The sequence below is a fragment of the Mesorhizobium sp. ES1-4 genome (assembly GCF_020164745.1).
Taxonomy (GTDB): domain Bacteria; phylum Pseudomonadota; class Alphaproteobacteria; order Rhizobiales; family Rhizobiaceae; genus Mesorhizobium.
This window is the reverse complement of the sequence record NZ_JAIUGV010000001.1, coordinates 430,519-456,870: the sequence shown is the minus strand read 5'-3', so window position 1 is coordinate 456,870 and position 26,352 is coordinate 430,519. Positions and strand designations below refer to the sequence as shown.

At 62.4% G+C, this 26,352-nt stretch carries 29 protein-coding genes; 15 read left to right on the top strand and 14 right to left on the bottom strand.

Annotation, left to right across the window (positions count from 1 at the left end; genetic code table 11):
• Positions 1-27: 27 nt before the first annotated feature.
• The 7 genes from LB556_RS02365 to LB556_RS02335 all read right to left on the bottom strand — a co-directional run bounded on the left by LB556_RS02365 (position 28) and on the right by LB556_RS02335 (position 6,331).
• Positions 28-492, bottom strand: coding sequence for a GNAT family N-acetyltransferase (locus tag LB556_RS02365; protein WP_224562907.1), 465 nt, complete (start codon positions 490-492; stop codon positions 28-30).
• The gene (locus LB556_RS02360; RefSeq protein ID WP_224562904.1) at positions 489-899 is read right to left on the bottom strand and encodes a DUF302 domain-containing protein; all 411 of its coding nucleotides are present in this window, start codon (positions 897-899) and stop codon (positions 489-491) included. The genes LB556_RS02365 and LB556_RS02360 overlap by 4 nt, the downstream gene beginning before the upstream one ends.
• Positions 899-3,820: an excinuclease ABC subunit UvrA gene (gene uvrA, locus LB556_RS02355; protein WP_224562901.1), complete on the bottom strand. Its 2,922-nt coding sequence runs from the start codon at positions 3,818-3,820 to the stop codon at positions 899-901. Before uvrA ends, LB556_RS02360 begins: the two co-directional genes overlap by 1 nt.
• Positions 3,821-4,523: 703 nt before the next feature.
• Positions 4,524-4,823: a hypothetical protein gene (locus LB556_RS02350; RefSeq protein WP_224562895.1), complete on the bottom strand. Its 300-nt coding sequence runs from the start codon at positions 4,821-4,823 to the stop codon at positions 4,524-4,526.
• A gap of 88 nt (positions 4,824-4,911) precedes the next feature.
• Positions 4,912-5,517, bottom strand: a complete 606-nt coding sequence (locus tag LB556_RS02345) for an ATP-dependent Clp protease proteolytic subunit (RefSeq protein WP_224562892.1) — start codon at positions 5,515-5,517, stop codon at positions 4,912-4,914.
• A gap of 23 nt (positions 5,518-5,540) precedes the next feature.
• Complete coding sequence (locus tag LB556_RS02340; protein WP_224562890.1) at positions 5,541-6,020, bottom strand: SRPBCC family protein; 480 nt, start codon at positions 6,018-6,020, stop codon at positions 5,541-5,543.
• On the bottom strand, positions 6,017-6,331 hold the full coding sequence (locus LB556_RS02335; RefSeq protein ID WP_224562888.1) for an ArsR/SmtB family transcription factor: 315 nt from the start codon (positions 6,329-6,331) through the stop codon (positions 6,017-6,019). The genes LB556_RS02340 and LB556_RS02335 overlap by 4 nt, the downstream gene beginning before the upstream one ends.
• Positions 6,332-6,559: 228 nt before the next feature.
• On the opposite strand from LB556_RS02335, the gene LB556_RS02330 reads away from it, so the two are divergent.
• The gene (locus LB556_RS02330; protein WP_023773877.1) at positions 6,560-7,084 is read left to right on the top strand and encodes a single-stranded DNA-binding protein; all 525 of its coding nucleotides are present in this window, start codon (positions 6,560-6,562) and stop codon (positions 7,082-7,084) included.
• Between the two features lie 122 nt (positions 7,085-7,206).
• Positions 7,207-7,632 (top strand): OsmC family protein, encoded by a 426-nt coding sequence (locus tag LB556_RS02325; RefSeq protein WP_224562875.1) that lies wholly within the window; start codon positions 7,207-7,209, stop codon positions 7,630-7,632.
• Positions 7,633-7,648: 16 nt separating this feature from the next.
• Here LB556_RS02325 and LB556_RS02320 read toward each other — a convergent pair whose 3' ends face one another.
• The 3 genes from LB556_RS02320 to LB556_RS02310 all read right to left on the bottom strand — a co-directional run bounded on the left by LB556_RS02320 (position 7,649) and on the right by LB556_RS02310 (position 9,342).
• Positions 7,649-8,278 carry a MarC family protein gene (locus LB556_RS02320; RefSeq protein WP_224562872.1) on the bottom strand — a complete coding sequence of 210 codons (630 nt, stop codon included), beginning with the start codon at positions 8,276-8,278 and terminating at the stop codon, positions 7,649-7,651.
• Between the two features lie 120 nt (positions 8,279-8,398).
• On the bottom strand, positions 8,399-8,776 hold the full coding sequence (locus tag LB556_RS02315; RefSeq protein WP_224562869.1) for a VOC family protein: 378 nt from the start codon (positions 8,774-8,776) through the stop codon (positions 8,399-8,401).
• Positions 8,777-8,808: 32 nt separating this feature from the next.
• Entirely contained in the window at positions 8,809-9,342 is a 534-nt protein-coding gene (locus LB556_RS02310) for a hypothetical protein (RefSeq protein ID WP_224562864.1), read from the bottom strand.
• Positions 9,343-9,428: 86 nt separating this feature from the next.
• Here LB556_RS02310 and LB556_RS02305 point away from each other — a divergent pair, with 86 nt between their 5' ends.
• Positions 9,429-10,259 (top strand): helix-turn-helix transcriptional regulator, encoded by an 831-nt coding sequence (locus LB556_RS02305; RefSeq protein ID WP_224562861.1) that lies wholly within the window; start codon positions 9,429-9,431, stop codon positions 10,257-10,259.
• 24 nt (positions 10,260-10,283) lie between these two features.
• Here the strand turns inward: LB556_RS02305 and LB556_RS02300 are convergent, their stop codons facing one another.
• Positions 10,284-10,904 carry a ParB-like protein gene (locus LB556_RS02300; RefSeq protein WP_224562859.1) on the bottom strand — a complete coding sequence of 207 codons (621 nt, stop codon included), beginning with the start codon at positions 10,902-10,904 and terminating at the stop codon, positions 10,284-10,286.
• The gene (locus LB556_RS02295) at positions 10,901-12,595 is read right to left on the bottom strand and encodes a SulP family inorganic anion transporter (protein WP_224563850.1); all 1,695 of its coding nucleotides are present in this window, start codon (positions 12,593-12,595) and stop codon (positions 10,901-10,903) included. The genes LB556_RS02300 and LB556_RS02295 overlap by 4 nt, the downstream gene beginning before the upstream one ends.
• Positions 12,596-12,807: 212 nt before the next feature.
• Between LB556_RS02295 and gyrA the strand changes: the two genes are divergently transcribed.
• Complete coding sequence (gene gyrA, locus LB556_RS02290) at positions 12,808-15,606, top strand: DNA gyrase subunit A (protein ID WP_224562857.1); 2,799 nt, start codon at positions 12,808-12,810, stop codon at positions 15,604-15,606.
• Between the two features lie 59 nt (positions 15,607-15,665).
• Here gyrA and LB556_RS02285 read toward each other — a convergent pair whose 3' ends face one another.
• Entirely contained in the window at positions 15,666-15,818 is a 153-nt protein-coding gene (locus LB556_RS02285) for a hypothetical protein (RefSeq protein ID WP_224562855.1), read from the bottom strand.
• 194 nt (positions 15,819-16,012) lie between these two features.
• Here LB556_RS02285 and coaD point away from each other — a divergent pair, with 194 nt between their 5' ends.
• The 7 genes from coaD (at position 16,013) to LB556_RS02250 (ending at position 21,943) form a co-directional block, all read left to right on the top strand.
• On the top strand, positions 16,013-16,513 hold the full coding sequence (gene coaD / locus LB556_RS02280) for a pantetheine-phosphate adenylyltransferase (RefSeq protein ID WP_224562852.1): 501 nt from the start codon (positions 16,013-16,015) through the stop codon (positions 16,511-16,513).
• 17 nt (positions 16,514-16,530) lie between these two features.
• Entirely contained in the window at positions 16,531-17,118 is a 588-nt protein-coding gene (locus LB556_RS02275; RefSeq protein WP_224562849.1) for a peptidylprolyl isomerase, read from the top strand.
• Between the two features lie 27 nt (positions 17,119-17,145).
• Entirely contained in the window at positions 17,146-17,658 is a 513-nt protein-coding gene (locus LB556_RS02270) for a peptidylprolyl isomerase (RefSeq protein WP_015317720.1), read from the top strand.
• Between the two features lie 12 nt (positions 17,659-17,670).
• Entirely contained in the window at positions 17,671-18,120 is a 450-nt protein-coding gene (locus LB556_RS02265; RefSeq protein ID WP_224562847.1) for a DMT family transporter, read from the top strand.
• Positions 18,120-19,265 carry a tRNA preQ1(34) S-adenosylmethionine ribosyltransferase-isomerase QueA gene (gene queA, locus LB556_RS02260; protein WP_224562845.1) on the top strand — a complete coding sequence of 382 codons (1,146 nt, stop codon included), beginning with the start codon at positions 18,120-18,122 and terminating at the stop codon, positions 19,263-19,265. The genes LB556_RS02265 and queA overlap by 1 nt, the downstream gene beginning before the upstream one ends.
• Complete coding sequence (gene tgt / locus LB556_RS02255) at positions 19,258-20,388, top strand: tRNA guanosine(34) transglycosylase Tgt (RefSeq protein ID WP_224562843.1); 1,131 nt, start codon at positions 19,258-19,260, stop codon at positions 20,386-20,388. Before queA ends, tgt begins: the two co-directional genes overlap by 8 nt.
• Positions 20,389-20,572: 184 nt before the next feature.
• Positions 20,573-21,943: a hypothetical protein gene (locus LB556_RS02250; RefSeq protein WP_224562840.1), complete on the top strand. Its 1,371-nt coding sequence runs from the start codon at positions 20,573-20,575 to the stop codon at positions 21,941-21,943.
• Between the two features lie 21 nt (positions 21,944-21,964).
• Here the strand turns inward: LB556_RS02250 and LB556_RS02245 are convergent, their stop codons facing one another.
• Complete coding sequence (locus LB556_RS02245) at positions 21,965-22,345, bottom strand: DUF4864 domain-containing protein (RefSeq protein ID WP_224562836.1); 381 nt, start codon at positions 22,343-22,345, stop codon at positions 21,965-21,967.
• Positions 22,346-22,662: 317 nt separating this feature from the next.
• Between LB556_RS02245 and LB556_RS02240 the strand changes: the two genes are divergently transcribed.
• From LB556_RS02240 to LB556_RS02225, 4 genes are all read left to right on the top strand, one after another.
• Positions 22,663-22,899, top strand: coding sequence for an Lrp/AsnC family transcriptional regulator (locus LB556_RS02240; RefSeq protein ID WP_010909609.1), 237 nt, complete (start codon positions 22,663-22,665; stop codon positions 22,897-22,899).
• 170 nt (positions 22,900-23,069) lie between these two features.
• On the top strand, positions 23,070-24,482 hold the full coding sequence (locus tag LB556_RS02235) for a circularly permuted type 2 ATP-grasp protein (protein WP_224562833.1): 1,413 nt from the start codon (positions 23,070-23,072) through the stop codon (positions 24,480-24,482).
• 21 nt (positions 24,483-24,503) lie between these two features.
• Entirely contained in the window at positions 24,504-25,445 is a 942-nt protein-coding gene (locus LB556_RS02230) for an alpha-E domain-containing protein (RefSeq protein WP_224563847.1), read from the top strand.
• An 85-nt stretch (positions 25,446-25,530) separates the two neighbouring features.
• On the top strand, positions 25,531-26,325 hold the full coding sequence (locus LB556_RS02225) for a transglutaminase domain-containing protein (protein ID WP_224562830.1): 795 nt from the start codon (positions 25,531-25,533) through the stop codon (positions 26,323-26,325).
• Positions 26,326-26,352: the final 27 nt, after the last annotated feature.

The following is a 26,352-nucleotide window of genomic DNA, read 5'->3' as shown; positions in this document are numbered from 1 at the left end:
GTCGTCCTCCCAGATTTCTAATGGCGATCAGGCCGTGGTGGACCTGTCGAGCGGCTTGGCCATGTCGACCAGTATCCATCCCGGCCGGTAGGGATTGGGCCGGCGACCGGTTTCACGGTAGCCGCAGGCGGTATAGAGCGCGATGTTCCGTTCCATCTTCGCGTTGGTGTAGAGCCGCACTTCCGCCAAACCCCACAGACGCGCCTGTTCATCCGCGTGATCGAGCAGTGCTATGCCAAATCCCTTGCCCTGGAAGGCGGGAGCGACCGCGACGGAGAAGATCATCGCGTGGTCGGGATGGCGTTCCAGCGTGATCAGTCCGGCAAGGCTGTCGCCACTCTCCAGAAGCCAGACCTCGCCCCGGGCGATACGCGGTGCGTAGTCCTCGGTAACCGGGATCGGCGGCGCGTCGAGTATGGCGTCGTAAGGAGCATAAGCCGCTTGCGTCAGCGCGACGATCGCGGCGAGATCTTCGGGGCGGGCAAGCCTCATGATCGGTCCATCCCGGCAGCGGCCGCAATCACCTTTTCCATGCCTGCGGCAATGGCGGTGACAGCATCGCGGCTGGCATCGCCGAGCCCATGGCGCTCAGCCAGCCAATGCGCGTCATTGCAGGACAGCCACACCTTGCCTTCCGCATCCTCCCAGGCCAGCGCCTTCACCGGCAGGTCGATGCCGGCAAGCTGCTGGTCCTGCATCAGCGGTGTGCCGCCCCTCGGATTGCCGAAAATCAGCAGTTCCGTCGGCCGCAGCGACGCGCCGACATCGCGCGCGCCGGCCGCGTGATCGATGCGCGCGAAGACGCGCAGTCCGGCACGGGCGGCAGTTTCGGCCAACCGATCGATGGTCTCGGTCACGCCGAAGCGGCTCCGAAGCGAAATGATGCCGTTCGTCGCCATCACTCCGCCGCTTCGCGCTTGCCTCCGGGGCGCCGCTCCAAGAGTTCCTTGAGGAACTGGCCGGTGTAGCTGCGCTTCTCCCGCACGATCGCTTCCGGCGTGCCGGAGGCGACCAGTTCGCCGCCGCCGTCACCGCCTTCGGGGCCGAGATCGAGCACCCAGTCGGCGGTTTTTATCACCTCGAGATTGTGCTCGATGACGACCACCGTGTTGCCCTGGTCGACCAGTTCGTGCAGCACTTCCAGCAATTTGGCGACGTCGTGGAAGTGCAAGCCGGTGGTCGGCTCGTCGAGAATGTAGAGCGTCTTGCCGGTTGCCTTGCGCGACAGTTCCTTGGCCAGCTTGATGCGCTGTGCCTCGCCGCCCGACAGGGTCGTCGCCTGCTGGCCGATATGGATGTAGCCAAGGCCGACCTGCTTCAGCGTGTCGAGCTTGTCGCGCACGCCAGGCACGGCGGCGAAGAAATCGATGCCTTCCTCGACGGTCATGTCGAGCACGTCGGCGATCGACTTGCCCTTGAACAGCACGTCGAGCGTCTCCCTGTTGTAGCGCTTGCCGTGGCAGACGTCGCAGGTGACATAGACGTCGGGCAAGAAGTGCATCTCGATCTTGATGACGCCGTCGCCCTGGCAGGCCTCGCAGCGGCCGCCCTTGACGTTGAAGGAGAAGCGGCCTGGCTGGTAGCCGCGCGCCTTCGCTTCGGGGAGGCCGGCAAACCAGTCGCGGATCGGCGTGAAGGCGCCGGTGTAGGTGGCCGGGTTTGAACGAGGGGTCCGCCCGATGGGGGACTGGTCGATGTCGATGACCTTGTCGAGGAATTCGAGCCCCTCGATGCGGTCATGCTCGGCCGGATGCTCGCGCGAGCCCATGATGCGGCGCGACGCCGCCTTGAACAGCGTCTCGATCAGGAAGGTCGACTTGCCGCCGCCCGACACGCCGGTGACCGCGGTGAAGGTGCCAAGCGGGATTTCGGCGGTGACGTTCTTCAGATTGTTGCCGCGCGCGCCGACGACCTTCAGCCGCCGGTTCTTCTTGGCTTCGCGGCGAATGGCCGGCGTTGCCACCTCAAGCGCGCCCGACAGATATTTGCCGGTGATCGAATTGGGGTTGGCCATCACCTGCTGCGGCGTGCCCTGGGCGATGATCTCGCCGCCATGGATGCCGGCGGCCGGACCCATGTCCACGACATAGTCGGCATGCAATATGGCATCCTCGTCATGCTCGACGACGATCACCGTGTTGCCGATGTCGCGCAGGTGCTTGAGCGTGTCGAGCAACCGGGTGTTGTCGCGCTGATGCAGGCCGATCGAGGGCTCGTCCAGCACGTAGAGCACGCCGGTGAGGCCGGAGCCGATCTGCGATGCCAGCCGGATGCGCTGGCTTTCCCCGCCCGACAGCGTGCCGGAATTGCGCGACAGGGTCAGATAATCGAGCCCGACATCGTTGAGGAAGCGGAGGCGCTCGCGGATTTCCTTGAGCACCCGCACAGCGATCTCGTTCTGCTTGTCGTTGAGCTGCGCCGGCAGGTCGGTGAACCATTTGTCGGCGTTGCGGATCGACTGTTCCGTCACCTCGCCAATATGCTTGCCGGCGATCTTCACCGCCAGCGCTTCCGGCTTCAGACGGTAGCCCTTGCAGGCCGGGCAGGGCGTCGCCGACATGAAGCGCTCGATCTCCTCGCGCATCCATGCGGATTCTGTCTCCTTCCAGCGCCGCTCGAGATTGGGGATCACGCCTTCAAAGGTCTTGGTCGTCTTGTAGGAGCGCAGCCCGTCATCATACTGGAAGGTGATTTCGCGCTCGCCGGTGCCGCGCAGGATCGCTTCCTGGGCCTGCGCGGAAAGGTCCTTGAACTTGTCGCCCAGCTTGAAGTTGTAGGCCTTGCCCAACGCCTCGAGCGTCTGCGAATAATAGGGCGAGGTCGACTTTGCCCACGGGCTGACGGCGCCGTCGCGCAGCGACACGTTCTCGTCCGGCACCACGAGGTTGGGGTCGATGGCGCGCTGGCTGCCGAGACCGTCGCAGGTCGGACAGGCTCCGAACGGGTTGTTGAACGAAAACAGCCTGGGCTCGATTTCGGGAATGGTGAAGCCGGAGACCGGGCAAGCGAACTTTTCCGAGAACAGGATGCGCTCATGCGTCTCGTTCTTCGACTTGTTGACCGAATCCTCGCCGGTCTGGCTGGCATCGAGCGGCCTGTCGGCGAATTCGGCCACCGCCAGCCCCTCGGCCAGCTTCAGCGCCGTCTCGATGGAGTCGGCGAGACGCGTGGCAAGATCGCCGCGCACGACGATGCGGTCGACGACGACGTCGATGTCATGCTTGTATTTCTTGTCCAGCGCCGGCACATCGGCGATTTCATGGAAGACGCCGTCGACCTTGACGCGCTGGAACCCTTTCTTCTGCAACTCCAGCAGTTCCTTGCGGTACTCGCCCTTGCGGCCGCGCACGATGGGCGCCAGCAGGAACAGGCGTGTGCCTTCCTCGACCGCCAGGACCCTGTCGACCATCTGGCTGACCGTCTGGCTCTCGATCGGCAGGCCGGTGGCCGGAGAATAGGGCACGCCGACACGGGCGAACAGAAGCCGCATGTAGTCGTAGATCTCGGTGACGGTGCCGACCGTCGAACGCGGGTTCTTCGATGTGGTCTTCTGCTCGATGGAGATGGCCGGCGACAGGCCGTCGATCTGGTCGACGTCGGGCTTCTGCATCATTTCAAGGAATTGCCGTGCATAGGCCGAGAGGCTCTCGACATAGCGGCGTTGCCCTTCGGCATAGATGGTGTCGAAGGCGAGCGACGATTTGCCGGAGCCCGACAGTCCGGTCATGACGATCAGGCTGTCACGCGGCAGGTCGAGATCGACGTTCTTCAGATTGTGTTCGCGCGCCCCGCGAACGGAAAGGAATTTATGGTCGGCCATGGCCGGTCGCCGCCTCGGATCTGGAATTCATGGGATTGGCGGGTTTTCCCAGCCATCCCCTATGTAGGTCTTTTTGCCGCCACGTCGAGACACGCCACAACTCTCGACAGAGTCGTTTAACCGTCTTTCGCGCGAAGGGGCAAGCGGAAAGAACAAAGGCCGAACACGCTCCTGACAAAGCTGTGCAGAAACTGACCTGAACGTAACCTCTTGGTGATCACATTTTTCCGTAACCGGCTATTGATGGTTGACGTGGCCGGCGCAGGGGGGCAGTCTCCAGAAGTCAGCGAAGCCGGCTGTCTTTCGATGGCCTCGCCGCCCCAAGGCGGCCTGCGAGACGCCGCAGGCATTTGCGATTTGCGCTTCGCCACGACAATGTCGCAACGGACAAAAGGAGCGGAGCATGACGCCACCGGACAGTCCCCCAGGGCTTCAGTTGTCATTGAAGCCGCGGCAGGCATAAGTGCCAGAGGCAGGCGTTTGCGCCGCCCGACAAACCGTGACCTGCCGTATCCCCTAAAATCAGAGACTGTTAGTCGGATCGTCGGCTGAATGCCGCGAAGCATCCGAAATCCAACGTCGGCAGTACTCTCCCGACAAAAAATGGATTTGAGATCCAGAAAAGCCCCGTCCGTTTGCCCAAGGCACGGCGGGGCTGTTCTTTTGGGCGGACGGCTCGAGTTGGCAGGCTCGCCATCTCTGCCTATCTGGGCGGCTTGATCCCGCCGGCCCCAACATCGACGGTGATGCTGCCGGAAATCCTGACATCCGTATCGCCGATCTTGAACTGCCCGTTGCCGCTGCTGGGGAACGCGTCGTCGGGTTCGGGCACCGGGGCCGGCTTGGCGATGCGATAGTCGCCGGTTACGCCGGGCAGGGCGCTTTTTGGCGGCGACGCTGAGGCGTCGTCGGCAAGCGCCGGGCCGGACACAAGGCCGGCGATTATGAGCGCCACGGCGGCAGTGACACGGTGCGACGTTTCGGATCGACGAGTATCGGTCATCCCTCTGTTATAGAGGCCTGCCGCTACCGGAGCCAGACCGGTATCGTCAAATCTTCGATACCCAGCAGGATTTGACTTTGTTCTGGTCCTACGCCGCCTTTTTGCGGGTGTCGAAAACATGGTCGACAATGCCCCATGCCTGGGCCTCGCGGGCGGTCATGAAATGGTCGCGGTCGAGCGTGCGTTCGACCTCTTCATAGCTGCGGCCACAATGCTGGGCATAGAGTTCGGTCATATGGCGCTTGGTCTGGCCGATGCGCTCGGCATGCCGCTGGATGTCGGAAGCCTGGCCTTGGAAGCCGCCCAGCGGCTGATGCAGTAGGATGGTCGCGTTCGGCAGCGCGATCCGGCGCCCGGCCGTGCCTGCCATCAGCAGGAAGGATCCCATCGATGCGGCAAAGCCCATGCACACGGTCAATACCGGGCAACTGATGTATTGCATCGTGTCGTAGATGGCGAAGCCGCTGGTCACCATGCCGCCGGGCGAGTTGATGTAGAGCGAGATCTCTTTTTCTGGATTGTCCGACTCCAGCGACAGAAGCTGTGCGCAGACCAGCGCCGAGACGTCGTCGTTGATCTCGCCGTTGATGAAGACGATGCGCTCGCGCAGCAGCCGCGAAAAAATGTCGAAGGCGCGTTCGCCGCGGCTCGATTGCTCGATCACCATCGGCACAAGACCGGCAACACCACTCATTTTTCTTCTCCGATTTTCCGTGTTCAGGCCGCGCGCAGCAGAAGACGTGGTGCGTTGGCGGCGATAGGCTTTCCGGCTCCGCGCAGCGAAAGCCGGCAGCCGCCGCCCGCCATGGCTACCGCTGGCATCGCCTTGCGGGCAAAGCCGTCATGGACGACGCGCAGATGCGTGCCGCCGGATAGGGTGCGGGCGAGTGTGAAGGTGACGGTGCTGTCCAGTGGATCCCGCCGCGCGGCGTCCCTCGGCTGCTCCCGCCAAGAATAGCGCAGCAGGCGCCCGGGCTCGGCGTCGAGGATCTCGCATTCGATCGCCGCGTCGGGCCCGGCGAAGGCAAAGCGGCTGCCGGCCCGCGGCTTGATGTCATTCGGCATCATCCAGGCGGCGAGCAATTCCGGCACGGTCAACGCCCGCCACACCTTCTCCGGCGGTTCGGCAAGGTCGTATTCGAATTCGAGCGCATCCGGGGCGACTTCGCTTTGGTTCTTCATTGATCCATTCTTCATTGATCCATGTCCTTCAAAACGGCCTTCAGCTTTTCAATGCGTTCCGGCCAGAACGTCCGATAGCGTTCAATCCAGGAGAGCAGCGGGGCAAGCCCCTGCGGATCGGCGCGATAATAAGCGTTGCGTCCAGCCCGGCGCTCGACCACCAAGCCGGCGCCGCGCAGCACCCCCAGATGCTGCGACACGGCCGGCTGCGACACCGTCAGGCCGCTGCGCAGTTCCGAAACGCTCATCTCACTTGTGGCGAGGCGCTCGAAGACGGCGCGGCGCGTCGGGTCGGCCAGGGCGCGGAAAATCTCTGCTTCGATCATGGCAAAAGCATAAGTCGATACTTATCGGTTTGGCAAGCGCTGTTTTGAGACCCATATATGCAGCGTTCAGGCATTGCTGCCATTCCTTGACAATCAGCGGCAGTGCATATAGGAACGAAAAGGGAACAAAAACCTTGTGGGAAAAGCCAGCCTTGGCAGGCGGCTGACGTCCGTAGCCTGTAAGGTGCTGCGACAAAAATTTGTTTCGTATGAGCGCGGAGAAATATCATGGCGGGTAGCGTCAACAAGGTCATTCTGGTCGGCAATCTCGGCGCGGACCCTGAAATCCGCCGCCTGAACTCGGGCGAGCCGGTCGTCAACATCCGCATCGCCACTTCGGAAAGCTGGCGCGACAAGAATTCCGGCGAGCGCAAGGAAAAGACCGAGTGGCATAACGTCGTCATCTTCAATGAAGGCATCGCCAAGGTGGCCGAGCAATATCTGAAGAAGGGCATGAAGGTTTATGTCGAGGGCCAGTTGCAGACCCGCAAATGGCAGGACCAGACGGGCGCCGACAAATACACGACCGAAGTCGTGCTGCAGAAATTCCGTGGCGAATTGCAGATGCTCGACGCGCGCGGCCAGGGCGAGGGCGGTCAGGTCGGCGGCTACAGCGGTGGCGGCAGCAGCCGCGGTTCCGATTTTGGCCAGTCGAGCCCGAACGAAGGCTTCAACCGCGGTGGCGGCAATGCTCCCAGGGGCGGCGGTGGCGGCGGTTCGTCGCGCGAACTGGACGACGAAATCCCGTTCTGATCGTGCCAAACGGCGAATGCTTGTGCTTGGTGTACCCCGGAGGTCCTGCATGGACTTTCGGGGTTTTGCATTGTTGGTTTGAGCCGACGCGGGCTCGATCAAAGAAGTGAAAGGACAGGGCGATGAAGGCACGGATAAAATGGGTGGAGGAGCGCACCTTCGTCGGCGAATCCGGCAGCGACCACAAGATCGTGCTGGGCACGGCGTCCAGCCCGGAAGGCAGGACGCCGGGACCGAGCCCGATGGAGCTGGTGTTGATCGGCACCGGCGGCTGCTCGGCCTACGATGTCGTCCATATCCTCGAAAAGGGTCGCGAGGCGGTCGAGGATTGCGTGGTCGAACTCGACGCCGACAGGGCCGAGACCGACCCGAAGGTGTTCACCCGTATCCACATGCATTTCATCGTCAAGGGCCGTGCACTGTCGCGCGACAAGGTCAAGCGCGCGATCGATCTGTCGATCGACAAATACTGCTCGGCTTCCGCCATGATGGCCAAGACGGCCACACTTACGCATGATTTCGAGGTCGTCGATACGACGCCGAAGTAAGGCTGAGGGATACCGCTCAACCAGCCATCAGCGCCTTGATGCCATCCGCCACGAACTGCACGGCCAGCGCCGCCAGGATGACACCCAGCAGGCGGGTCAGGATCGAGCGGCCGGTCTGGCCGAGAATGCGGTCGATGCGCTCCGACAGCACGAACACCAGATAAGTGATGACGAGGCAGACAAAAATGATGCCGACCAGGGCCGCCTGCGCCGCAAAACCCTGAAACGAGCCGGAGAGCAGCACCGTCGCTGAAATGGCGCCGGGGCCGGCAATCAGCGGGATCGCCAGGGGGAAGGCGGCGATGTTGTGGATCATATCCTTGGTGATGGCGACGTCGCCGATCTTCTCCTTGCGGTCCTGCCGGCGCTCGAACACCATTTCGAAGGCGATGAAGAACAGCAAGAACCCGCCGGCGACGCGGAAGGCGGGCAGGGTGATGCCGAACACCGACAGGATCGAGGCGCCGGCGACAGCAAACAGCGCCATCACCAGGAAGCCGATGACCGAGGCGCGCACGGAAACCTGCTGGCGTTCCTCGCGGTTCATGCCGCGTGTCACGGCCAGGAACAGAGGCGCCAGGCCGGGCGGATCGATGGTCACGAGAATGGTGACGAAGGCATTGAACAGGCTGTCGAAACTCGGCATCGCTGACCCCTCCCGCCGGGCCGAGCCCGCACTCCGATATCGCCCGCACTTCGATATTGGTAGAACAAAGCCCGGTCGGTGGGAACAGTCAGGACTGCGAAACTACAGCGCTCGGCAGTGTTAGCCGGCAGCGCCGCAATAGGCCTCGAGGCGATAGCCGTCCGGGTCGACGACGAAAGCCGCGTAATAGTTCTCGCCGTAGTCGGCGCGCGGGCCGGGCGCACCATTGTCGCTGCCGCCTTCGCGCAACGCTCCGGCATGAAAGGCATCGACGCTTCCGCGCGTCGGCGCCGCGAAGCAGAAATGCAGGCCGGATCTTTCGTCCGCTTCCACCGGCCGTGCCGCCTCGTTCACCCAAAGCGCGACACCTTCGGCGCCATAGCCGAGCGAACCCGGCGACTGGCTTAGGCAGGTGAAGCCAAGCGGCATCAGGGCGGCATCGTAGAAACGCTTGGAGGCGGCGGCGTCGCGAACGCCGATCGAGATATGATCGAACATGGTTTTCTCCATTGTTACAATGTTTTGGAGGGTTATCTTGCAGATTGGCGGCACGCCAGGAACTCGACTTCGAGGTGCCAGTCCGCACCGTCGTGCGAGCGCTCGCCGAGCCATCGGAAGGAGTTTTCGGTGATGCGCGAAAAGCTCCAGCGCACGGAGGCGCCAGTGCCATCGGCGCCGACCTGCACGATCGTATCGCCCTCGGCGCGGCCAAGCTGGCGGCTGAAATACTGGTTGCGCGGATCGCCCCAGAAGATATGCCAGGCATCCACGCCGGGGTCATAGACCCGCAGCGTCGTGCCGTAGAAGGTCCATTTGCCGAGCGATGGCGAGGGCCCGGCGTCACGCGCGGGCAGGATCCAGACATCCTGGATGGCGCGGCCTTCCAGGGCCCAACCGAAATGCACTTCGCCCCGGCCGGTCAGCACCGTGCCATCTTCGAGATGGCGCGCGGCGTCAAAGGTCCATGCGCCGACGAAGCGGCCGTAAAGGTTCAGTTTTTCGGCGAGCCCATCGATCGGTCCGGCGCTGTGCAAGGCTTCGGCGAATGAGGAGTTGTCGAACATGGCTGCGGATCTCTTCTTGTCAGGAGACCGCGAGGAATAGGCGCTGACGGGGTTCTGGGCTTGGGAAAAATTGCTATATTTCGGCCATGACGGCGACCGCGAATACACTTGCATCCGGACCTGGCTGGCACGTCGCGGACGTTGTCTGCACCGCCAGCGCCGGCGACCGGCCGTTCGAGGAAGCGCATCGGGATTTTTGCGTCGCGGCGGTCACCAGCGGCACCTTCCGCTACCGCGCGCGGCAAGGCACGGCAATGCTCGCGCCAGGCAGCCTCCTGCTCGGCAATTCCGGCACGTGCTACGAATGCGGGCACGAGCACGGCAGCGGCGACCGTTGCCCCTCCTTCCATTTCGGGCAGGCCTATATGGACCGGATCGTGGCCGACGTACCTGGCGCCAGGACGCTTACCTTCGCGGCGCCACGCCTGCCGCCGTTACCGGCCCTGGCACCGCTGCTGGCCGAGGCGGAAGCCGCGCGCGACATGGCCGACACGGACGCCTTCGAGGAACTCGCCCTACGCATCGCGGGTGCCGCCGTGGCCACGATCTCCGGCGCCACGCCTGCCGGGCGGGAGCCAACCGGTCGCGATCAGAAAAGGATCGCCGATTCGGTCCGGCGGATCGAACTGGGTGCCGACGGGCCGATCTCGCTGCCGGCGTTGGCGGACGAGACCGCGACCAGTCCCTATCATTTCCTGCGCACCTTCCGGCAGGTCGCCGGCATGACGCCCTATCAGTACCTGCTCAGGACCCGTTTGCATCGCGCGGCGGTGCGATTGCGCACGTCGAACGATGCCATCTCGGCAATTGCCTTCGAAGCCGGCTTCAACGACCTGTCGACCTTCAACCGCCGGTTTCGGCGGGTCATGGGCGAGACTCCGGGCCGGTATCGCGCCAAGCGCACGGGCCGCGGCTGAAAAGGTGCGTCGGCACCCGCGGCATCAATCCATGGTCGGCCCGCACCAGCCGGGCAGATAATCCGCATCCTTGCCCTTGGCCAGCACAAGCGCGTCTTTCATCGCCTTGTCGAAATTTTTCGTCACCGCGCCCCTGTCGACGCGCCGGCGCAGGAAATCCGCCCACAGGAATTCGCTGAACGGGGTGGTGTCCTTGGCGTAGCCGCCAAGCCGGCGCAGTTCGCCCGCCATGCTCCGGTAAGGGTCGTCGACCAGCTCGCCGATGGTCTTGGGCAGGGCGGCGTAGTCGCGGCGCCGGCCGTTTTCATCGAATGGGTGCATCCAGCCGCGGTTGTCGAGCATGAAAAGGAAGGCGTCCTTGTCCAGCGCCGAAAGATCGCTGATCACCGTCACAAGAACATCCTCGATACCTTCCTCGACCAGGGCGCGGGCGAGATGATGGTGATCGGTGACGTAGTTGCGCTTTTTTGGCCCCAACACGACCGGGATCATGTGCTTGCCCAGAAAGGCACCCGTCGTCGCGGCGCTCTGCGAGCGGATCAACTGGCGTTTGAGGTTCACTTCGCGCATCCCGACGGTAATCTGCGTTGGCCGCAGTTCCTTGACCGGGACCGGGGTCACCAGCGGCTCTCTCAGGACGATCATGTCGCACTCTCCTGGTTTTTCAGTGCGCCGGAATGCAGAGCCCTGATGGCGGTATCGACACTGTGAAAGATCCGCTGCGGGCCAACGAGATCGATGATGCCGAACCGCGCCAGGGCTGCCTGGGCACGTACCGATTCCATCCGAGCAATGGCGAATATTGCGCCCGCATTGCGGCAATGGATGATGGTTTCGATCAACGCCTGGGCGGCTGTGTAGTCGATCTCGGCAATGTTACTGGCCTCCAGCACCACGAGTTTCACATCGCCCCCGCCGGCGTCGACCAGATCACAAAAACCGCGTTTGAAACGGTCGGCATTGACGAAGGATAGGGGCGCCTGGAATGCCAGGACCAGCACGCCGGGGAGTTGTTCGCCACCGCTCCGCTTGCCCGGCGGCCACCAGACGGAGGTTCCAGGCACTTGTTTCAGTTCGATCGGCAGCGTCCGGGTCGCGCTCCATATTCCATGCAAAAGCGACAAGCCGATGCCGATCGCGACGCCGGTTTCAATGGGAAGCACGACGATGGCCGCCATGGTGATCAGGATCAATACGAATTCGACCGGCGCCTCCCGGTAGACGCTGGCGAACACCTTCCAGCGCAGAATGTGCTGGGCGACGAACATCAGAACCCCGGCAAGGGCAGCCTGCGGAACATCGGCGAGCAGACCGCCGCCAAAAGCGCCGAGGGCCAGAACGATCGCCGCGGCAATGAGGCTCGAGAGTTGGGAACGGCCGCCCGATTGGGAGACGATCGCCGTGCGCGGCGGGCTGGCGTTGACGGCGAAGGCGCCGAAGAGACTGGACGCGATGCTGCCGGCGCCGACACCGACGAAGTCGCGATTGACGTCGGGCGCGTCGCCCTTTGAGGCGAAGGAGCGGGAGGTGGCGGCCGTCTGCACCATGACGACGATGGCGATCAGCAATGCCAGCGGAAAAAGCGCCCGCAGGTCGTCGAGACCGGCCAGCGGCGACCCTGCCTGGGGCAGGCCATTCGGCAAGGCGCCAAGCACCTCGACGCCACGATCCTTGAGGCCGAAGACGGCGACCGCGATGGTGGCAAGCACCATGCCGATCAGCGCGCCGGGGATACGGGCGCTGATACGCTCGGAAAAGAACACGATTGCGAAGACACCAAGGCCGAGCGTCAGGCTCCAGGGATTGGTGAGATGGAGGCTGCCGGCGATCTCGCCGATGCGCCGCACGGTTTCGCCGCTTTCCGTTGGCAGGCCGAGCAGTCCGGGCAATTGCGACACGATGATATGAACGGCGATGCCGGCCAGAAAGCCCGTCGTGACCGGCACCGAGAGCAGGTCGGCGATCCAGCCAAGGCGAAAGATACCGCTCAGCATCACGATCAGCCCGACCAACAACGCCAGTGTGGCTGCCAGCGCCAGATAATGCGGCGATCCAGCGGTGGCGAGCAGCGCCAGGCTGCCCGCAAACAAAGGCGTGATGGTCGAATCCGCGCCGGCCGAAAGGTGGCGATTGGCGCCGAACAGGGCAAACGCCACCGAACCGGCGACAAAGGCGAAGAATCCGATCTCCGGAGCAAAGCCGCCGAGCCTGGCTGTTGCCATCTGCTCGGGAATGGCGATCGCGGCCAGTGTTACACCCGCGATCAGGTCGCCATTGAGATCCCGTGGCGTCCAACCGCGCAGCGCCTGCAAGGGCAGCCATGAGTTCCAGTTCATCGCGCTCGCGGCTTTCGTCTGGGGAAAAAACGGTCCATCGCCGGCTTTTGCCTTGCTGGCGGCGAAAGCGCTGTGGCCATATCGTCGCAATCAGTGGTATCCTTTTGAAATTACCACTAAAATTGACACTGGAAAAGTACCGCGGACATTGGAGTTTCGGCCGGGCTTCCTATATAAGCAGCGAGTGATTCCTGTTTAGATTGTGATCCGATTTGACCGACCAGAAGACACCGCGCGGACCCGACGGCGGCCCCACCGGCATCGAGCCGATATCCATCATCGAGGAGATGCAGCGTTCTTATCTCGATTACGCCATGAGCGTGATCGTCAGCCGTGCGTTGCCCGACGTGCGCGATGGCCTGAAGCCGGTGCATCGCCGCATTCTCTTTGCCGCCCATGAGAGCGGCTACCACTGGAACCGCAAATATGTGAAGTCGGCGCGTCCGGTCGCCGACGTGATGGGTAAATACCATCCGCATGGCGATGCCTCGATCTATGACGCCCTGGTGCGCATGGCGCAGGACTGGTCGCTGCGTGTACCGCTGATCGATGGGCAAGGCAATTTCGGTTCCATCGATGGCGATCCGCCGGCGGCGATGCGCTATACCGAGTCGCGCCTGACCAAGGTCGCGCATGAATTGCTGGAGGATATCGACAAGGAAACCGTCGACTTCCAGGATACGTACGATGCTTCCGGCAGCGAGCCGAAGGTATTGCCGGCGCGTTTCCCCAATCTTCTGGTCAACGGCTCGGGCGGCATCGCCGTCGGCATGGCGACCAACATACCGCCGCACAATCTCGGTGAAGTCTGCAACGGCGCCATCGCGATCATTGACAATCCGGCGATCGACCTGCCGGCCCTGATGGAGATCATTCCGGGGCCGGATTTCCCGACCGGCGGCATCGTGCTTGGCCGCTCCGGCATCTACAGCGCCTATTCGACCGGGCGCGGCTCGATCGTCATGCGCGGCAAGGTCAATATCGAACAGCGCGGCAACGACCGCGAATCGATCATCATCACCGAGGTTCCCTATCAGGTGAACAAGGCTTCGATGATCGAGAAGATGGCCGAGCTGGTGCGCGACAAGCGCATCGAGGGCATTTCCGACATCCGCGATGAAAGCGACCGCCAGGGCTACCGGGTCGTCGTCGAGCTGAAGCGTGACGCCGTCGCCGACGTCGTCCTCAACCAGCTCTACCGTTTCACGCCGCTGCAAACCTCTTTCGGCGCCAATATGGTGGCTCTGAACGGCGGCAAACCGGAACTGCTGAACCTGACCGACATGCTGAAGGCGTTCGTGACCTTCCGCGAGGAGGTGATCAGCCGGCGGACAAAGTTCCTGCTCCGCAAGGCGCGTGACCGCGCCCATGTGCTGGTCGGTCTGGCCATCGCCGTCGCCAATATCGACGAGGTCATCAAGCTTATCCGCACCGCGCCGGATCCGCAGACGGCGCGCGAGCAGTTGATGGAGCGGCGCTGGCCTTCCGGCGACGTCGAATCGCTGATCCTTCTGATCGACGATCCGCGCCACCGCATCAACGATGACGGCACCTACAATCTGTCCGAGGAACAGGCGCGCGCCATCCTCGAACTGCGCCTGCAGCGCCTGACCGCGCTCGGCCGCGACGAAATCGCCGATGAATTGAACACGATCGGCGACGAGATCAAAGACTACCTCGACATCCTGTCGTCGCGCGCGCGTATCCAGCAGATCGTCAAGGACGAGCTTGCCGCCGTGCGCGACGAATTCGGCACGCCACGCCGCACCGAGCTCACCGATGGCGGCGCGGACATGGAAGACGAGGACCTGATCCAGCGCGAGGACATGGTCGTGACGGTGAGCCATTCCGGCTACATCAAGCGCGTGCCGCTTTCGCTCTACCGGGCGCAGCGCCGCGGCGGCAAGGGCCGCTCCGGCATGTCAACCAAGGAGGAGGATTTCGTCACCCGGCTGTTCGTCGCCAACACGCACACGCCGGTGCTGTTCTTCTCCTCGCGCGGCATCGTCTACAAGGAAAAGGTCTGGCGGCTGCCGATCGGCAATCCGCAGTCACGCGGCAAGGCGCTGATCAACATGCTGCCGCTGGAGCAGGGCGAGCGCATCACCACGATCATGCCGCTGCCGGAGGACGAGATGAGCTGGGGCGAACTCGACGTGATGTTCGCCACCACGCGCGGCACCGTGCGCCGCAACAAGCTTTCGGACTTCGTCCAGGTCAACCGCAATGGCAAGATCGCCATGAAGCTGGAGGAGGAGGGCGACGAGATCCTCGGTGTCGAGACCTGCACCGACAATGACGACGTGCTGCTGACCGCCAGCTCCGGCCAGTGCATCCGCTTCTCGGTCGGCGACGTGCGCGTCTTCCAGAGCCGCAACTCTGTCGGCGTGCGCGGTATCACCATGGCTGATACCGACCGCATCATCTCCATGTCGATTATCGAGCATGTCGATGCGCCGCCGGCCGAACGGGCCGCCTATCTCAAGCGGGCGGCGGGCGAACGGCGGCTTGCCGTCGGCATTGCGGCAGGTGAGGAAGAAGAGATCGCGCTGACCAACGAAGAGGTCGACGAGGAGACGGAGCTTTCCGACGAACGCTACGAGTTCCTCAAGGCGCACGAACAATACGTGCTGACGGTCACCGAGTATGGCTACGGCAAGCGCTCTTCGTCCTATGACTTCCGTCTGACCGGACGTGGCGGCAAGGGCATCCGTGCCACGGACGTGTCCAAGGTGGCCGAAATCGGCCGTCTGGTGGCAACCTTCCCGGTCGGCAATGACGACCAGATCATGCTGGTGTCGGACGGCGGCACCGTCATTCGAGTTCCCGTCAACGGTATCCGTTTCGCCAGCCGCGCCACCAAGGGCGTGACCATCTTCAACACGGCTGAAGGTGAAAAGGTGGTCTCGGTCGAGCGGATTTCCGAGCCGCAATCGGACGAGGAAGTGGCCGAGGCCGTCGATGGTGGCGCGGAGCCCGATTCGACTGACGGGCCGGGTAGCGCCGAATAGTCCCTGGAACAGATTCGATACAGCAACGCCGGCCCAGTGGCCGGCGCGGTCTAAACTGGTCAGTAGTGACGATACGGCTTGCGCGGGCCGAAGCCTCCCAAGCGCTTGGTGGTTGCCTTGACGCGGATGCGCTGTGCCTCCTGATGCAGCCCGAATACTGTGGCGATCAGCATGGCGACGGTCATTGCGGTGGCGAGCATGTAGATCAGCATGTGCGTGTTCTCCTGCGCCTTACAACGGATATATGGGACTTTGGTTTCATCTTATGAAGGGCTCAACCTAGTGAACGCTGCGTGAAGGCTTCGTGATCGGCGTATTCATCTGTCGTTCATGCGCCCGAAAAGGTTCATGGGCCGCCTGCCAATCGGATTTGCCTTTGTGAGAGAGGCTCGCTAGAAGCTCCCGCATGACCGAACGCATCGCCCTTTATGCCGGCTCCTTCGACCCGCTGACCAACGGCCATCTCGATGTGCTGAAGGCGTCGCTGGCGGTTGCCGATATCGTCTATGCGGCGATCGGCATCCATCCGGGCAAAAAGCCGCTGTTCTCCTTCGAGGAGCGGGTGCAGCTTATTGAAGCCGCCACGCAAGCCGAATTCGGCCGTGATGGCAGCCGTATCAAGGTCGTGGCTTTCGATGGGCTGGTGATTGATGCCGCGAGAAAAGAAGGCGCCTCGATCATGATCCGCGGTTTGCGCGACGGCACCGACCTCGACTACGAAATGCAGATGGCCGGCATGAACGAAACCATGGCGCCGGAGTTGCAGACGGTTTTCCTGCCCGCCAGCCCGTCGGTGCGCACCATTACCGCCACACTTGTGCGCCAGATAGCCTCGATGGGCGGCGACATCCGCCCCTTCGTGCCGGCGGCCGTGGCCGGTGCGCTCACCGCAAAATTCGCGAAATAAGCTCGGAGAAAATCCTCATGCAGCTCAAAAGGCTCGCCTCATTATTTGTTGTGCTCGCCGGTCTCTTGACCGCATCGGTTTCGGCCTATGCCGCCGATCCGGAAAACACCATGATCATTACGCTGAAGGACGGCGACGTCACCATCGCGCTGCGCCCCGACCTGGCGCCCAAGCATGTCGCGCAGATTAAGAAACTGGTGCGTGATCATGCCTACGACAATGTCGCGTTCCACCGCGTCATCGACGGCTTCATGGCGCAAACCGGCGACGTGAAGTTCGGCAATATGAAGAAGGGCTTCAATGCCCAGGCCGTCGGCACCGGCGGTTCGGACCTGCCCGACCTGCCGGCCGAATTCTCGCAGACGGAGCACTACAAGCGTGGCGTGGTCGGCATGGCCCGCTCGCAGGATCCGAACTCCGCCAATTCGCAGTTCTTCATCATGTTCGCACCGGCACCGCCGCTCGATGGCCAGTACACCATCGTGGGCAATGTCGTCAGCGGCATGGACCTGGTGGACAAGATCAAGAAGGGCGATGAGGCGGACAACGGTACCGTCACCGATCCCGACCGCATGATCAAAGTGCGCATCGCCGCTGACAAATAGTCTCATTTTCTCGAAAGGATATCTGACATGGCTGAGATCAAGGATCGCGAGAACGCGCTCATCATGGAAACGACCAAGGGCAAGGTCGTCATCGAACTGTTTCCCGATTTGGCGCCCGGCCACGTCGCCCGCATCAAGGAGTTGGCCCGCGAAGGCGCCTATGACGGCGTGGTCTTCCATCGCGTCATCGAAGGCTTCATGGCGCAGACCGGCGACGTCAAGTTCGGCAATTCGAGCAAGCCCTCGTTCGCGCCGTCCCGCGCCGGCATGGGCGGCTCGGAAAAGCCTGATCTGAAGGCTGAATTTTCCAACGCGAACCACGGCCGCGGCACCTGCTCGATGGCCCGTTCGCAGAACCCGAACTCGGCCAACTCGCAGTTCTTCATCTGCTTCGACGACGCTGCGTTCCTCAACCGCCAGTACACGGTCTGGGGCCAGGTCATCGAAGGCATGGACAATGTCGACAAGATCAAGCGCGGCGAACCGGTGCAGGATCCTGACAAGATCGTGTCGCTGAAGGTCGCGGCTGACGTCAAGTAAGGCGAACCGACAATGATGGGCGTCATCTGGTCGCTTCTCGGCATCCTGTCCGGCGCCTTCATTGCCATTCAGGCGCCGATCAACTCGCAGCTTGCGCGCGGCCTGGGTCTCCCGGTGGCGGCGGCCGCGTTTTCATTCCTGTCGGGCGCGGTCGTGCTCGGCATCATCTCGGTCGCGGTGGTGAAGCTGCAAGGCATTTCACTGGACTGGAAGGCACCGGCGCCATGGTTGTTCGTCGCTGGCGGCATGCTCGGCGGCTTCTATGTGACGCTCTCCACCATCCTGACGCCGCGCATTGGTGCCGCCGCCCTCATGGCGTTCCTGGTGGCCGGTCAGTTGCTCGCCGGCATGCTCATCGACCGCGTCGGCTTCCTTGGTGTCGCGGTGCGTGAAATCTCGCTCGGCCGCATCGCCGGTGCGGTGCTTCTGTTGGCCGGAGCGCTGCTCGTCCGGCTCTACTGATGCGCGTCGACCTCTTCGACTTCGATCTGCCGGAGGAGCGTATCGCGCTTCGCCCGGCAGAGCCGCGCGACGCCGCCAAAATGCTGGTGGTCAAGCCGGGCGAGGGGCTGGAGGACCGGACGGTTGGCGACCTGCCTTCCCTGCTCCGAGCCGGCGACGTGCTGGTCTTCAACGACACCAAGGTCATTCCAGCGCAGCTGAAAGGCATCAGACAGCGCGGCGAAGCGACCGCGCAGGTCGAGGCCACGCTGCACATGCGCATGGCTCCGGACCGCTGGCTGGCCTTCATGCGGCCGGGCAAGCGTGTTGCCACCGGCGATCGCATCCATTTCGGCCATGACGGCAATTCCTGTTTCCTTGGCCAACTCGACGCCACCGTGGTCGAAAAGGGCGAGGGCGGTGAAGCGCTGCTCGGCTTCGACCTGTCAGGGGCGTTCCTCGACGAGGCGCTGCACGCGGTCGGCCACATTCCGCTGCCGCCCTACATTGCTTCGAAGCGTGACGATGACGAGCGCGACCGCGCCGATTACCAGACCATCTATGCCCGGGAAGAGGGTGCCGTTGCCGCGCCCACCGCTGGCCTGCATTTCACGCCGGAGCTGTTTGCCAGGCTCGACGCCAAGGGCATCGAACGCCGCTTCGTCACCTTGCATGTCGGTGCCGGCACATTTCTGCCGGTCAAGGCCGAAGACACCTCCGACCACAAGATGCATGCCGAGATCGGCTCGGTCGGCGCTGCGACCGCCGACGCGTTGAATGCAGCGAAGGCGAGGGGCGGGCGCATCATTGCCGTCGGTACGACCTCGCTGCGCCTGCTGGAGAGCGCGGCGCGTGCAGACGGCACGCTGGCGCCATGGTCCGGACCGACCGACATCTTCATCACGCCCGGTTACCGCTTTCGCACCGCCGACATGCTGATGACCAATTTCCATCTGCCGCGCTCGACACTGTTCATGCTGGTTTCAGCCTTCAGCGGCCTCGACACGATGCGTGCCGCCTACGCGCATGCCATCGCGAACCGTTACAGGTTCTATTCCTATGGCGACGCAAGCCTGCTTTATCGAGCGGAGATGAGCGATGGGTCTCCGCATGCTGGACGGATAGGATCCGAGGCGCCAGCTCACGACAAGGAATTCAATGGCTGAGACGTTCACCTTCAAGGTGCTGGCGACCGATGGCAAGGCGCGGCGCGGCCTGATCGAGATGCCGCGCGGCGAAATCCGCACGCCGGCCTTCATGCCGGTCGGCACCGGCGGCACGGTCAAAGCGATGTATATGGACCAGGTGCGCGGTGTCGGCGCAGACATCATCCTGGGCAACACATATCACCTGATGCTTCGCCCCGGAGCCGAGCGCGTGGCGCGGCTCGGCGGTCTGCACGAATTCGCCCGCTGGCCGCACCCGATCCTGACCGACAGCGGCGGATTCCAGGTGATGTCGCTGTCGAAGCTGAGGAAGCTGACCGAGAAAGGCGTCACGTTCCGCTCCCATATCGACGGCGCGGCCTACGAGATGTCGCCGGAGCGCTCGATCGAGATCCAGGGACTGCTCGATTCCGATATCCAGATGCAGCTCGATGAGTGTACGGCTCTGCCCGCCGAGTTCAAAGAGATCGAGCGCGCGATGGAGCTGTCACTGCGCTGGGCGGAGCGCTGCAAGACGGCATTCGGCGACCAACCGGGCAAGGCGATGTTCGGCATCGTGCAGGGTGGCGACAATGCCGCGCTCAGGGTGCGCTCGGCGCAGGCGCTGAGCGCGATGAACCTGAAAGGCTATGCGGTCGGCGGGCTGGCCGTCGGCGAGCCGCAAGCGGTGATGCTGGACATGCTCGACATCACGTGCCCGGAACTGCCTGACGGCAAGCCGCGCTATCTGATGGGCGTCGGCACGCCGGACGATATCCTGAAATCGGTGGCGCGTGGCATCGACATGTTCGACTGCGTGATGCCGACCCGAGCCGGCCGGCACGGCCTTGCCTATACAAGGCGCGGCAAGGTCAACCTGCGCAACGCCCGCCACGCCGACGATCCGCGCCCCCTTGACGAAGAGAGCGATTGCCCGGCGGCGCGCGACTATTCGCGCGCCTATCTGCACCATCTGGTGCGCTCGCAGGAGGCGCTCGGGGCGATGCTGCTGACCTGGAACAATCTTTCCTACTATCAGAATCTGATGCAGGACATCCGGGCCGCGATCGCAGTCGGTGCCTTCGAACCGCGCGCGGGCGAAATATCCGAGGGTTGGGCCAAAGGTGACCTGCCCGTACTTTGAATTGTGGGCGCCAGGACACTCTTTCTAAACAGAACCGAGAGTAATTGTTCCGAGCTGTATTCATGCTTGGGGCGAGAAACTGTTCACAATAGCAAATGCATCTGTCAACAATTCTAAATTAGCTGTAACTAATAATTATGCTAATCCGCCGTGTTTGGCGGTGCTCAAGCATTGGAGTTTCGGTTTGCTGTCGATTGCCGCGATCGCCGCAATCGGCCTCGTTTTACGATTGCTGGGTGCGCGCGGCGATCTCTGGCTAGACGAGATCTGGAGCTTCTCGCTACTAGAGCCGCTTACCTCAATCGACCAGATATTCTGGCACGTAAACCACGACAACAATCATTTCCTCAATTCGATCTACCTGTATCTGATCGGTCCTTACGCCTCGCCTCTGATTCAGCGCGGCCTGTCGATTGCGTTGGGCGTCTGCACAATCATTGCCGCAGCCGTGGCTGCGCGCGGACGATGGGCTGGTGTGATTACAAGCCTGCTGTTTGCGGTGAGCTATCCGATGGTCCATTACGGCTCCGAGGCGAGAGGCTATTCGGGGCTGGTGTTGTTCACGCTCCTCTCCGTCGTCTTCCTGGAGCGCCGCTTCGACACAGGCCGTTCAGACATAGCGTTTGCGGGTATCATCCTTCTCGGTTTCTTGTCCCACCTCACGATGATAGAAACGGTGGTGGTTCTGGTGGCCTGGAGCGCCTGGCTCATCTGGCGGCGCACCGCCAGCATCGGTCGCGTCAATGTCGGACTAGGGCAGATTTTCAAGCCAGCCTTCCTGGCCCTGTTGCCGCTCGCCGCCTGCGTAATGATCGGCAGCCAGATGTTTGGCTTCAAGGTCGGTGGCGTTTCGCCGTTCTCGCTTCAGGCCTTCGCCCAAGGGTACGGCGGAATGATCCGCTATCTGTTTGGCCTGCCGTCCTGGGTCGGCGACCTAGCCTGTATCGCCTTGGCCTGCGGCCTTGTCTGTGTGTTCGCCGGTATTCGGCGCGATCGGCGGGCCAGTCTCTATGCCTTCGGGATTATCGGACTGCCTATTCTCATGGCGATAACACAACTGCCGAACCTCCATTTCGCGCGCTACTTTCTGGTCAGCGCAACATTGCTGTTGCTTTGCGCGGGCGAGTTGCTCGCACTCGGGGTAGCCGCGGCTGGCGTATATCGGCTTGTCGCCATGGGAGGGCTCGTGGCAATTCTTGCCGGCACGACGACGTTTCTGTTGCCATTCTACGAAAAGGGACGCGGATCCTATGCCGTCTTCGTTGAAGAGATGACGCGCGGTGGCGCAACGGGCTACGCCAGCAATCAAGACTTTCGGATCGCTGTGATTGTCAACTATTTTGCCAAACGCATGGGACGCCAGCCATCGCTCGTCGCGGCCGACAAAATATGTGACGAGCGTCCGTCCTGGCTGATCCTCGAGGGCGCCACAGACCGGCAGCCGGAGCATGTCGCCGCCACGTCCGACTGCATGTTGGCCTATGATCGTGTTGACGCCTCGACGAGTTGGGGGCTGTCGGGCCAGGGCTGGACGCTCTATAAGCGCCAGGATTGAGCTGAGCCAGCTGGGGGTGGTTCAGGTGGTCAGCGAATTCGACGCGCGCAGGCTGCAGCCGGTGATCTGGAAGGTGCCGTCGGGTTGTTGCTGTAGCGTGTAGACCGCCTCGTAGTTCTTGCCGTCGGGGCCGACGATCAGCACTTGCTGGACGATCGAACCCGGGCCGGTCACCTCGACCTTGCCGAAGGAGTAGGACTGTGGCTTGCGCACCGGCGGGTAGCCGTTGGTCACCATGTTCATGAAGGCGTCGACGGTCGGGAATATCTGCTTAACGTTCGGGGCGGCGAAGCTGTAGGCCTTGGCGCCGTCATTGGCGATGAGGGCCTTCAATTGACCGTCGATGACGGCCTGGCCGGCGTTGATCTCGGCATCGCCGGCAAACGCCGAGGAAGCCAGCATGAGCGAAACGAACGCGAATGCGAAAAACCACGGCGCATGGCTGTCTCCACCTCCCTCTAAAGATGTCTCCAGACAAGTTTTCAGGAGACATCCTAACATACGCGTGAGGGGGCTCCACGGTTTCAGTGACGGCCAATATTGGTCTCGCCGTGGCGGATTCCATATGCTTGAGCTTCCTTTTAAGGTGGGCCTTCATCGTAGCTGCGCGAGGCCGTTGCCGGGGCCCGCGCCGGCTAAGTGCGCATTCCAGTGCTTGAAAGGCTGCCGCCAGTCTGCCAGAAGGGCCGCTTGGACTGGAAGTTTAGCGAGACGAAGCCATGAAGGCGTTTTTCGTGCAGATCAAATGCGAGCTGGGCAAATCCTACGAGGTTGCCAGCGCGCTTGCCGACGCCGAGATCGCGTCGGAAATCTACTCCACCGCCGGCAATTACGATCTGCTCGCCAAATTCTATGTCGACGATGAGGAAGACGTCGGCCATTTCGTCAACGAGAAGGTGCAGATTCTTCCGGGCATCAAGGACACGTTTACCGTCGTCACCTTCCGCGCCTTCTAGCGGCGCGAGGCATTGCCCCGGCACGAGGCAAAGCCTGGTCACCCCATATTCCAGGTGCCTCAATTTTAGGCAGCCGCAACATACTGATCGTCCGGATCTCCCAAATCACCGATTGCGCTTGATTTTCTCCTGAGACGCCAGTGAAATGGCGTCACAGGGGGAGTATGCGATTGGCAGCGTTCGATGAAATGCTTCCGGAGGTCTCCGGACTTAGAAGACCCTATTCGGCTTACGATCGCTGGCTGAAGGAACAGGATCCAGCCAGGCTTACCGAAAAAATGCAGGACGCCGAACGCGTCTTCCGCAAGACCGGCATCACTTTCGCCGTTTACGGCGAACAGGAAGCCTCCGAACGGTTGATCCCGTTCGATATCGTTCCCCGCATCATTTCAGGCAATGAGTGGCGACGCCTTACGCAAGGCATCGAGCAGCGCGTGCAGGCGCTCAACGCCTTCCTCGACGACATCTACCATCGCCAGGAAATCCTTCGCGCCGGCCGCGTCCCAAGGGACCTCATCGCCAAAAATGAAGCTTTCCTGCCGGAAATGATCGGCGTGCGGCCACCGGCCGGCGTCTACACCCACATCATCGGTGTCGATATCGTTCGCATCAGCGAGGACGAGTTCTACGTGCTGGAAGACAATGCACGCACACCGTCCGGCGTCTCCTACATGCTGGAGAACCGCGAAACGATGATGCAGCTGTTTCCGGAACTGTTCCAGAAGATCAAGGTGCGGCCGGTGGAGAACTACCCGCAGCTGCTGCGCCAGTCGCTGGCCGCAGTGCGGCCGCAAGGGACCAAGGGCGCGCCGACCATCGCGGTGCTGACGCCGGGCAGTTTCAATTCCGCCTATTTCGAACACGCCTTCCTTGCCGACCAGATGGGTGTGCAGCTTGTGGAGGGGCAGGATCTGCGTGTTGTCGATGGCCATGTCGCGATGCGCACGACCGAAGGCTACAAGCAGATCGACGTCCTCTACCGGCGCGTGGATGATTCTTTCCTGGACCCGCTGACCTTCAGGCCTGATTCAGCCCTTGGCATACCCGGCATCATGGATGTCTACCGCGCCGGCAACATCACCATCGCCAATGCGCCGGGAACCGGCATTGCCGACGACAAGGCGATCTATTCCTACATGCCCGAGATCGTCGAATTCTACACTGGCCGCAAGGCGATCCTCGGCAATATCCCGACCTGGCGCTGTTCGGAGCCGGACAGCCTGAAATATGTGCTCGAGCACATCCACGAGCTGGTGATCAAGGAGGTGCATGGCTCAGGTGGCTACGGCATGCTGGTCGGACCGGCGGCGACCAAGCAGGAGTGCGAGGATTTTGCCAAAAAACTGTCGGCGAAGCCTTCGAATTATATTGCCCAGCCGACGCTGGCGCTCTCGACCTGTCCGATCCTGACCGAAAAGGGCCTGGCGCCGCGCCATGTCGATTTGCGGCCTTATGTGCTGGTTTCCGATCGAATCCAGATCGTCCCAGGTGGTCTCACGCGCGTCGCGCTCAAGGAAGGCTCACTGGTCGTGAATTCCTCGCAAGGCGGCGGGACAAAAGACACCTGGGTGCTGGATGATTAAGTTTCACCTGAAAGGTTTTTGATGCTTTTAGGCCGTACCGCGAACGGACTTTATTGGATGAACCGCTATATCGAGCGGGCCGAAAACATGGCGCGGCTAGTCGATGCCGGTCTGCGCATGGCGCTGACCCGCACTCAGAGCGCGTCGGAGGAATGGAATTCGGTGTTGCTCAGCGCCGGCTCCGACGTCACATTCAAGCAGAAATACCCGGACTATACGGCGGCCAACGTCTCCGATTTCCTTTTGCGCGACACCTCGAACCCGTCGAGCACGATGTCTTCGATCGAGACTGCCCGCAACAATGCGCGCATGGTGCGCACCGCGCTGACGCGCGAGACCTGGGAAAGCATCAACGAAGCCTGGATGTCGCTGAAGCGGATGCTGGCGAGGCCGATCGACGAGCGCGACCTGCCCAACGTGCTCGACGCGATCAAGCGCGAGACGGCACTGATCCGCGGTTCGTTCTACGGCACCATGCTGCGCAACGAGATCTTCGATTTCTCGCAACTCGGCACCTATGTCGAGCGCGCCGACAACACCGCGCGCATCCTCGACGTGAAATACTACGTGCTGCTGCCGTCGATTTCCTGGGTCGGCTCGACGCTCGACAATTATCAGTGGGAATCGATCCTGCGCTCGGTGTCGGCGCATCGCTCCTACCGCTGGGTCTATGACGCCGACTACAAGCCGACCAATATCGCGGACTACCTGATCCTGAACGTGCGCATGCCGCGGTCGCTGACGTTCTGCTATCGCTTCCTGGCTGAGCACCTGAAGTTTCTCTCCGACGACTATGGCGAGCGCCATGCGTGTCACGCAACGGCGGAAAGAACGCAGGCGATGCTCAGGGCAGGGTCGATCAAGGATATATTCGACACCGGCCTGCATGAGTTCCTGGCCGGATTCATTCGCGACAACACCAGGCTTGGCGACGAGATCGCGCAAGACTACAGGTTTTATTGAGCATGATCCCGGACCGAAGGACCGCGTCAGCGAAAAGTGGATACCGGCCTTCGGACCAGATCATGCACGCGAACGGAAAGTGCCCATGCGGCTGAAAATCACTCACCGGACCGAATACCGCTACGATGCACCGGTGCAGTATCTGCTCCAGAGGCTGCGGCTGCTTCCCATGAGCGGGCCGACGCAGACCGTGCTGTCTTGGATGCTGAAGGTCGAGGGTGCGCGCGAGGAAGTGCGATTTACCGACCACTACGGCAACGATAACAGGCTGTTGAGCGTCGAGGGGGACCATGACTTCATCACAGTCGAGGCGTTGGGCGAGGTGGTGACGCGCGATACGTCCGGCGTTTGCGGGCCGCACCAGGGCTTCGCTCCGCTCTGGTTGTTCGCGCAGGAAACCGCTTTGACCACCACGGGCGCCGGCATTCATGATCTTACCGAGGCGGTCGGCAAGGGCAGCGACCTTGAAAGGCTGCACCGGCTGATGGCCGCTATCGGCGAACGCGTTGCTTACACGCCCGGTGCCACCAGCGCGACGACATCGGCCGAGGAAGCCTTGGCACTGAAAACCGGGGTTTGCCAGGATCATAGCCACATCTTCGCCGCCGCCGCGCGCGCCATGGGGTTTCCGGCCCGCTATGTCAGCGGCTATCTGATGATGGATGCGGCGGTGGAGCAGGCGGCAAGCCACGCATGGGCCGAGGCTCATGTCACTGGCCTCGGTTGGGTCGCCTTCGATCCCGCCAACGGTATTTCTCCCGATGAACGCTATGTGAAGGTGGCCACCGGCCGCGACTACCGTGACGCTTCGCCGGTATCGGGAATTCGGCTGGGACAGGCGGAAGAACTGCTTGCGGTCACCGTTACGGTAGAGCAGTAATCCCCCAGGATTGCTGCCGAAGAGATT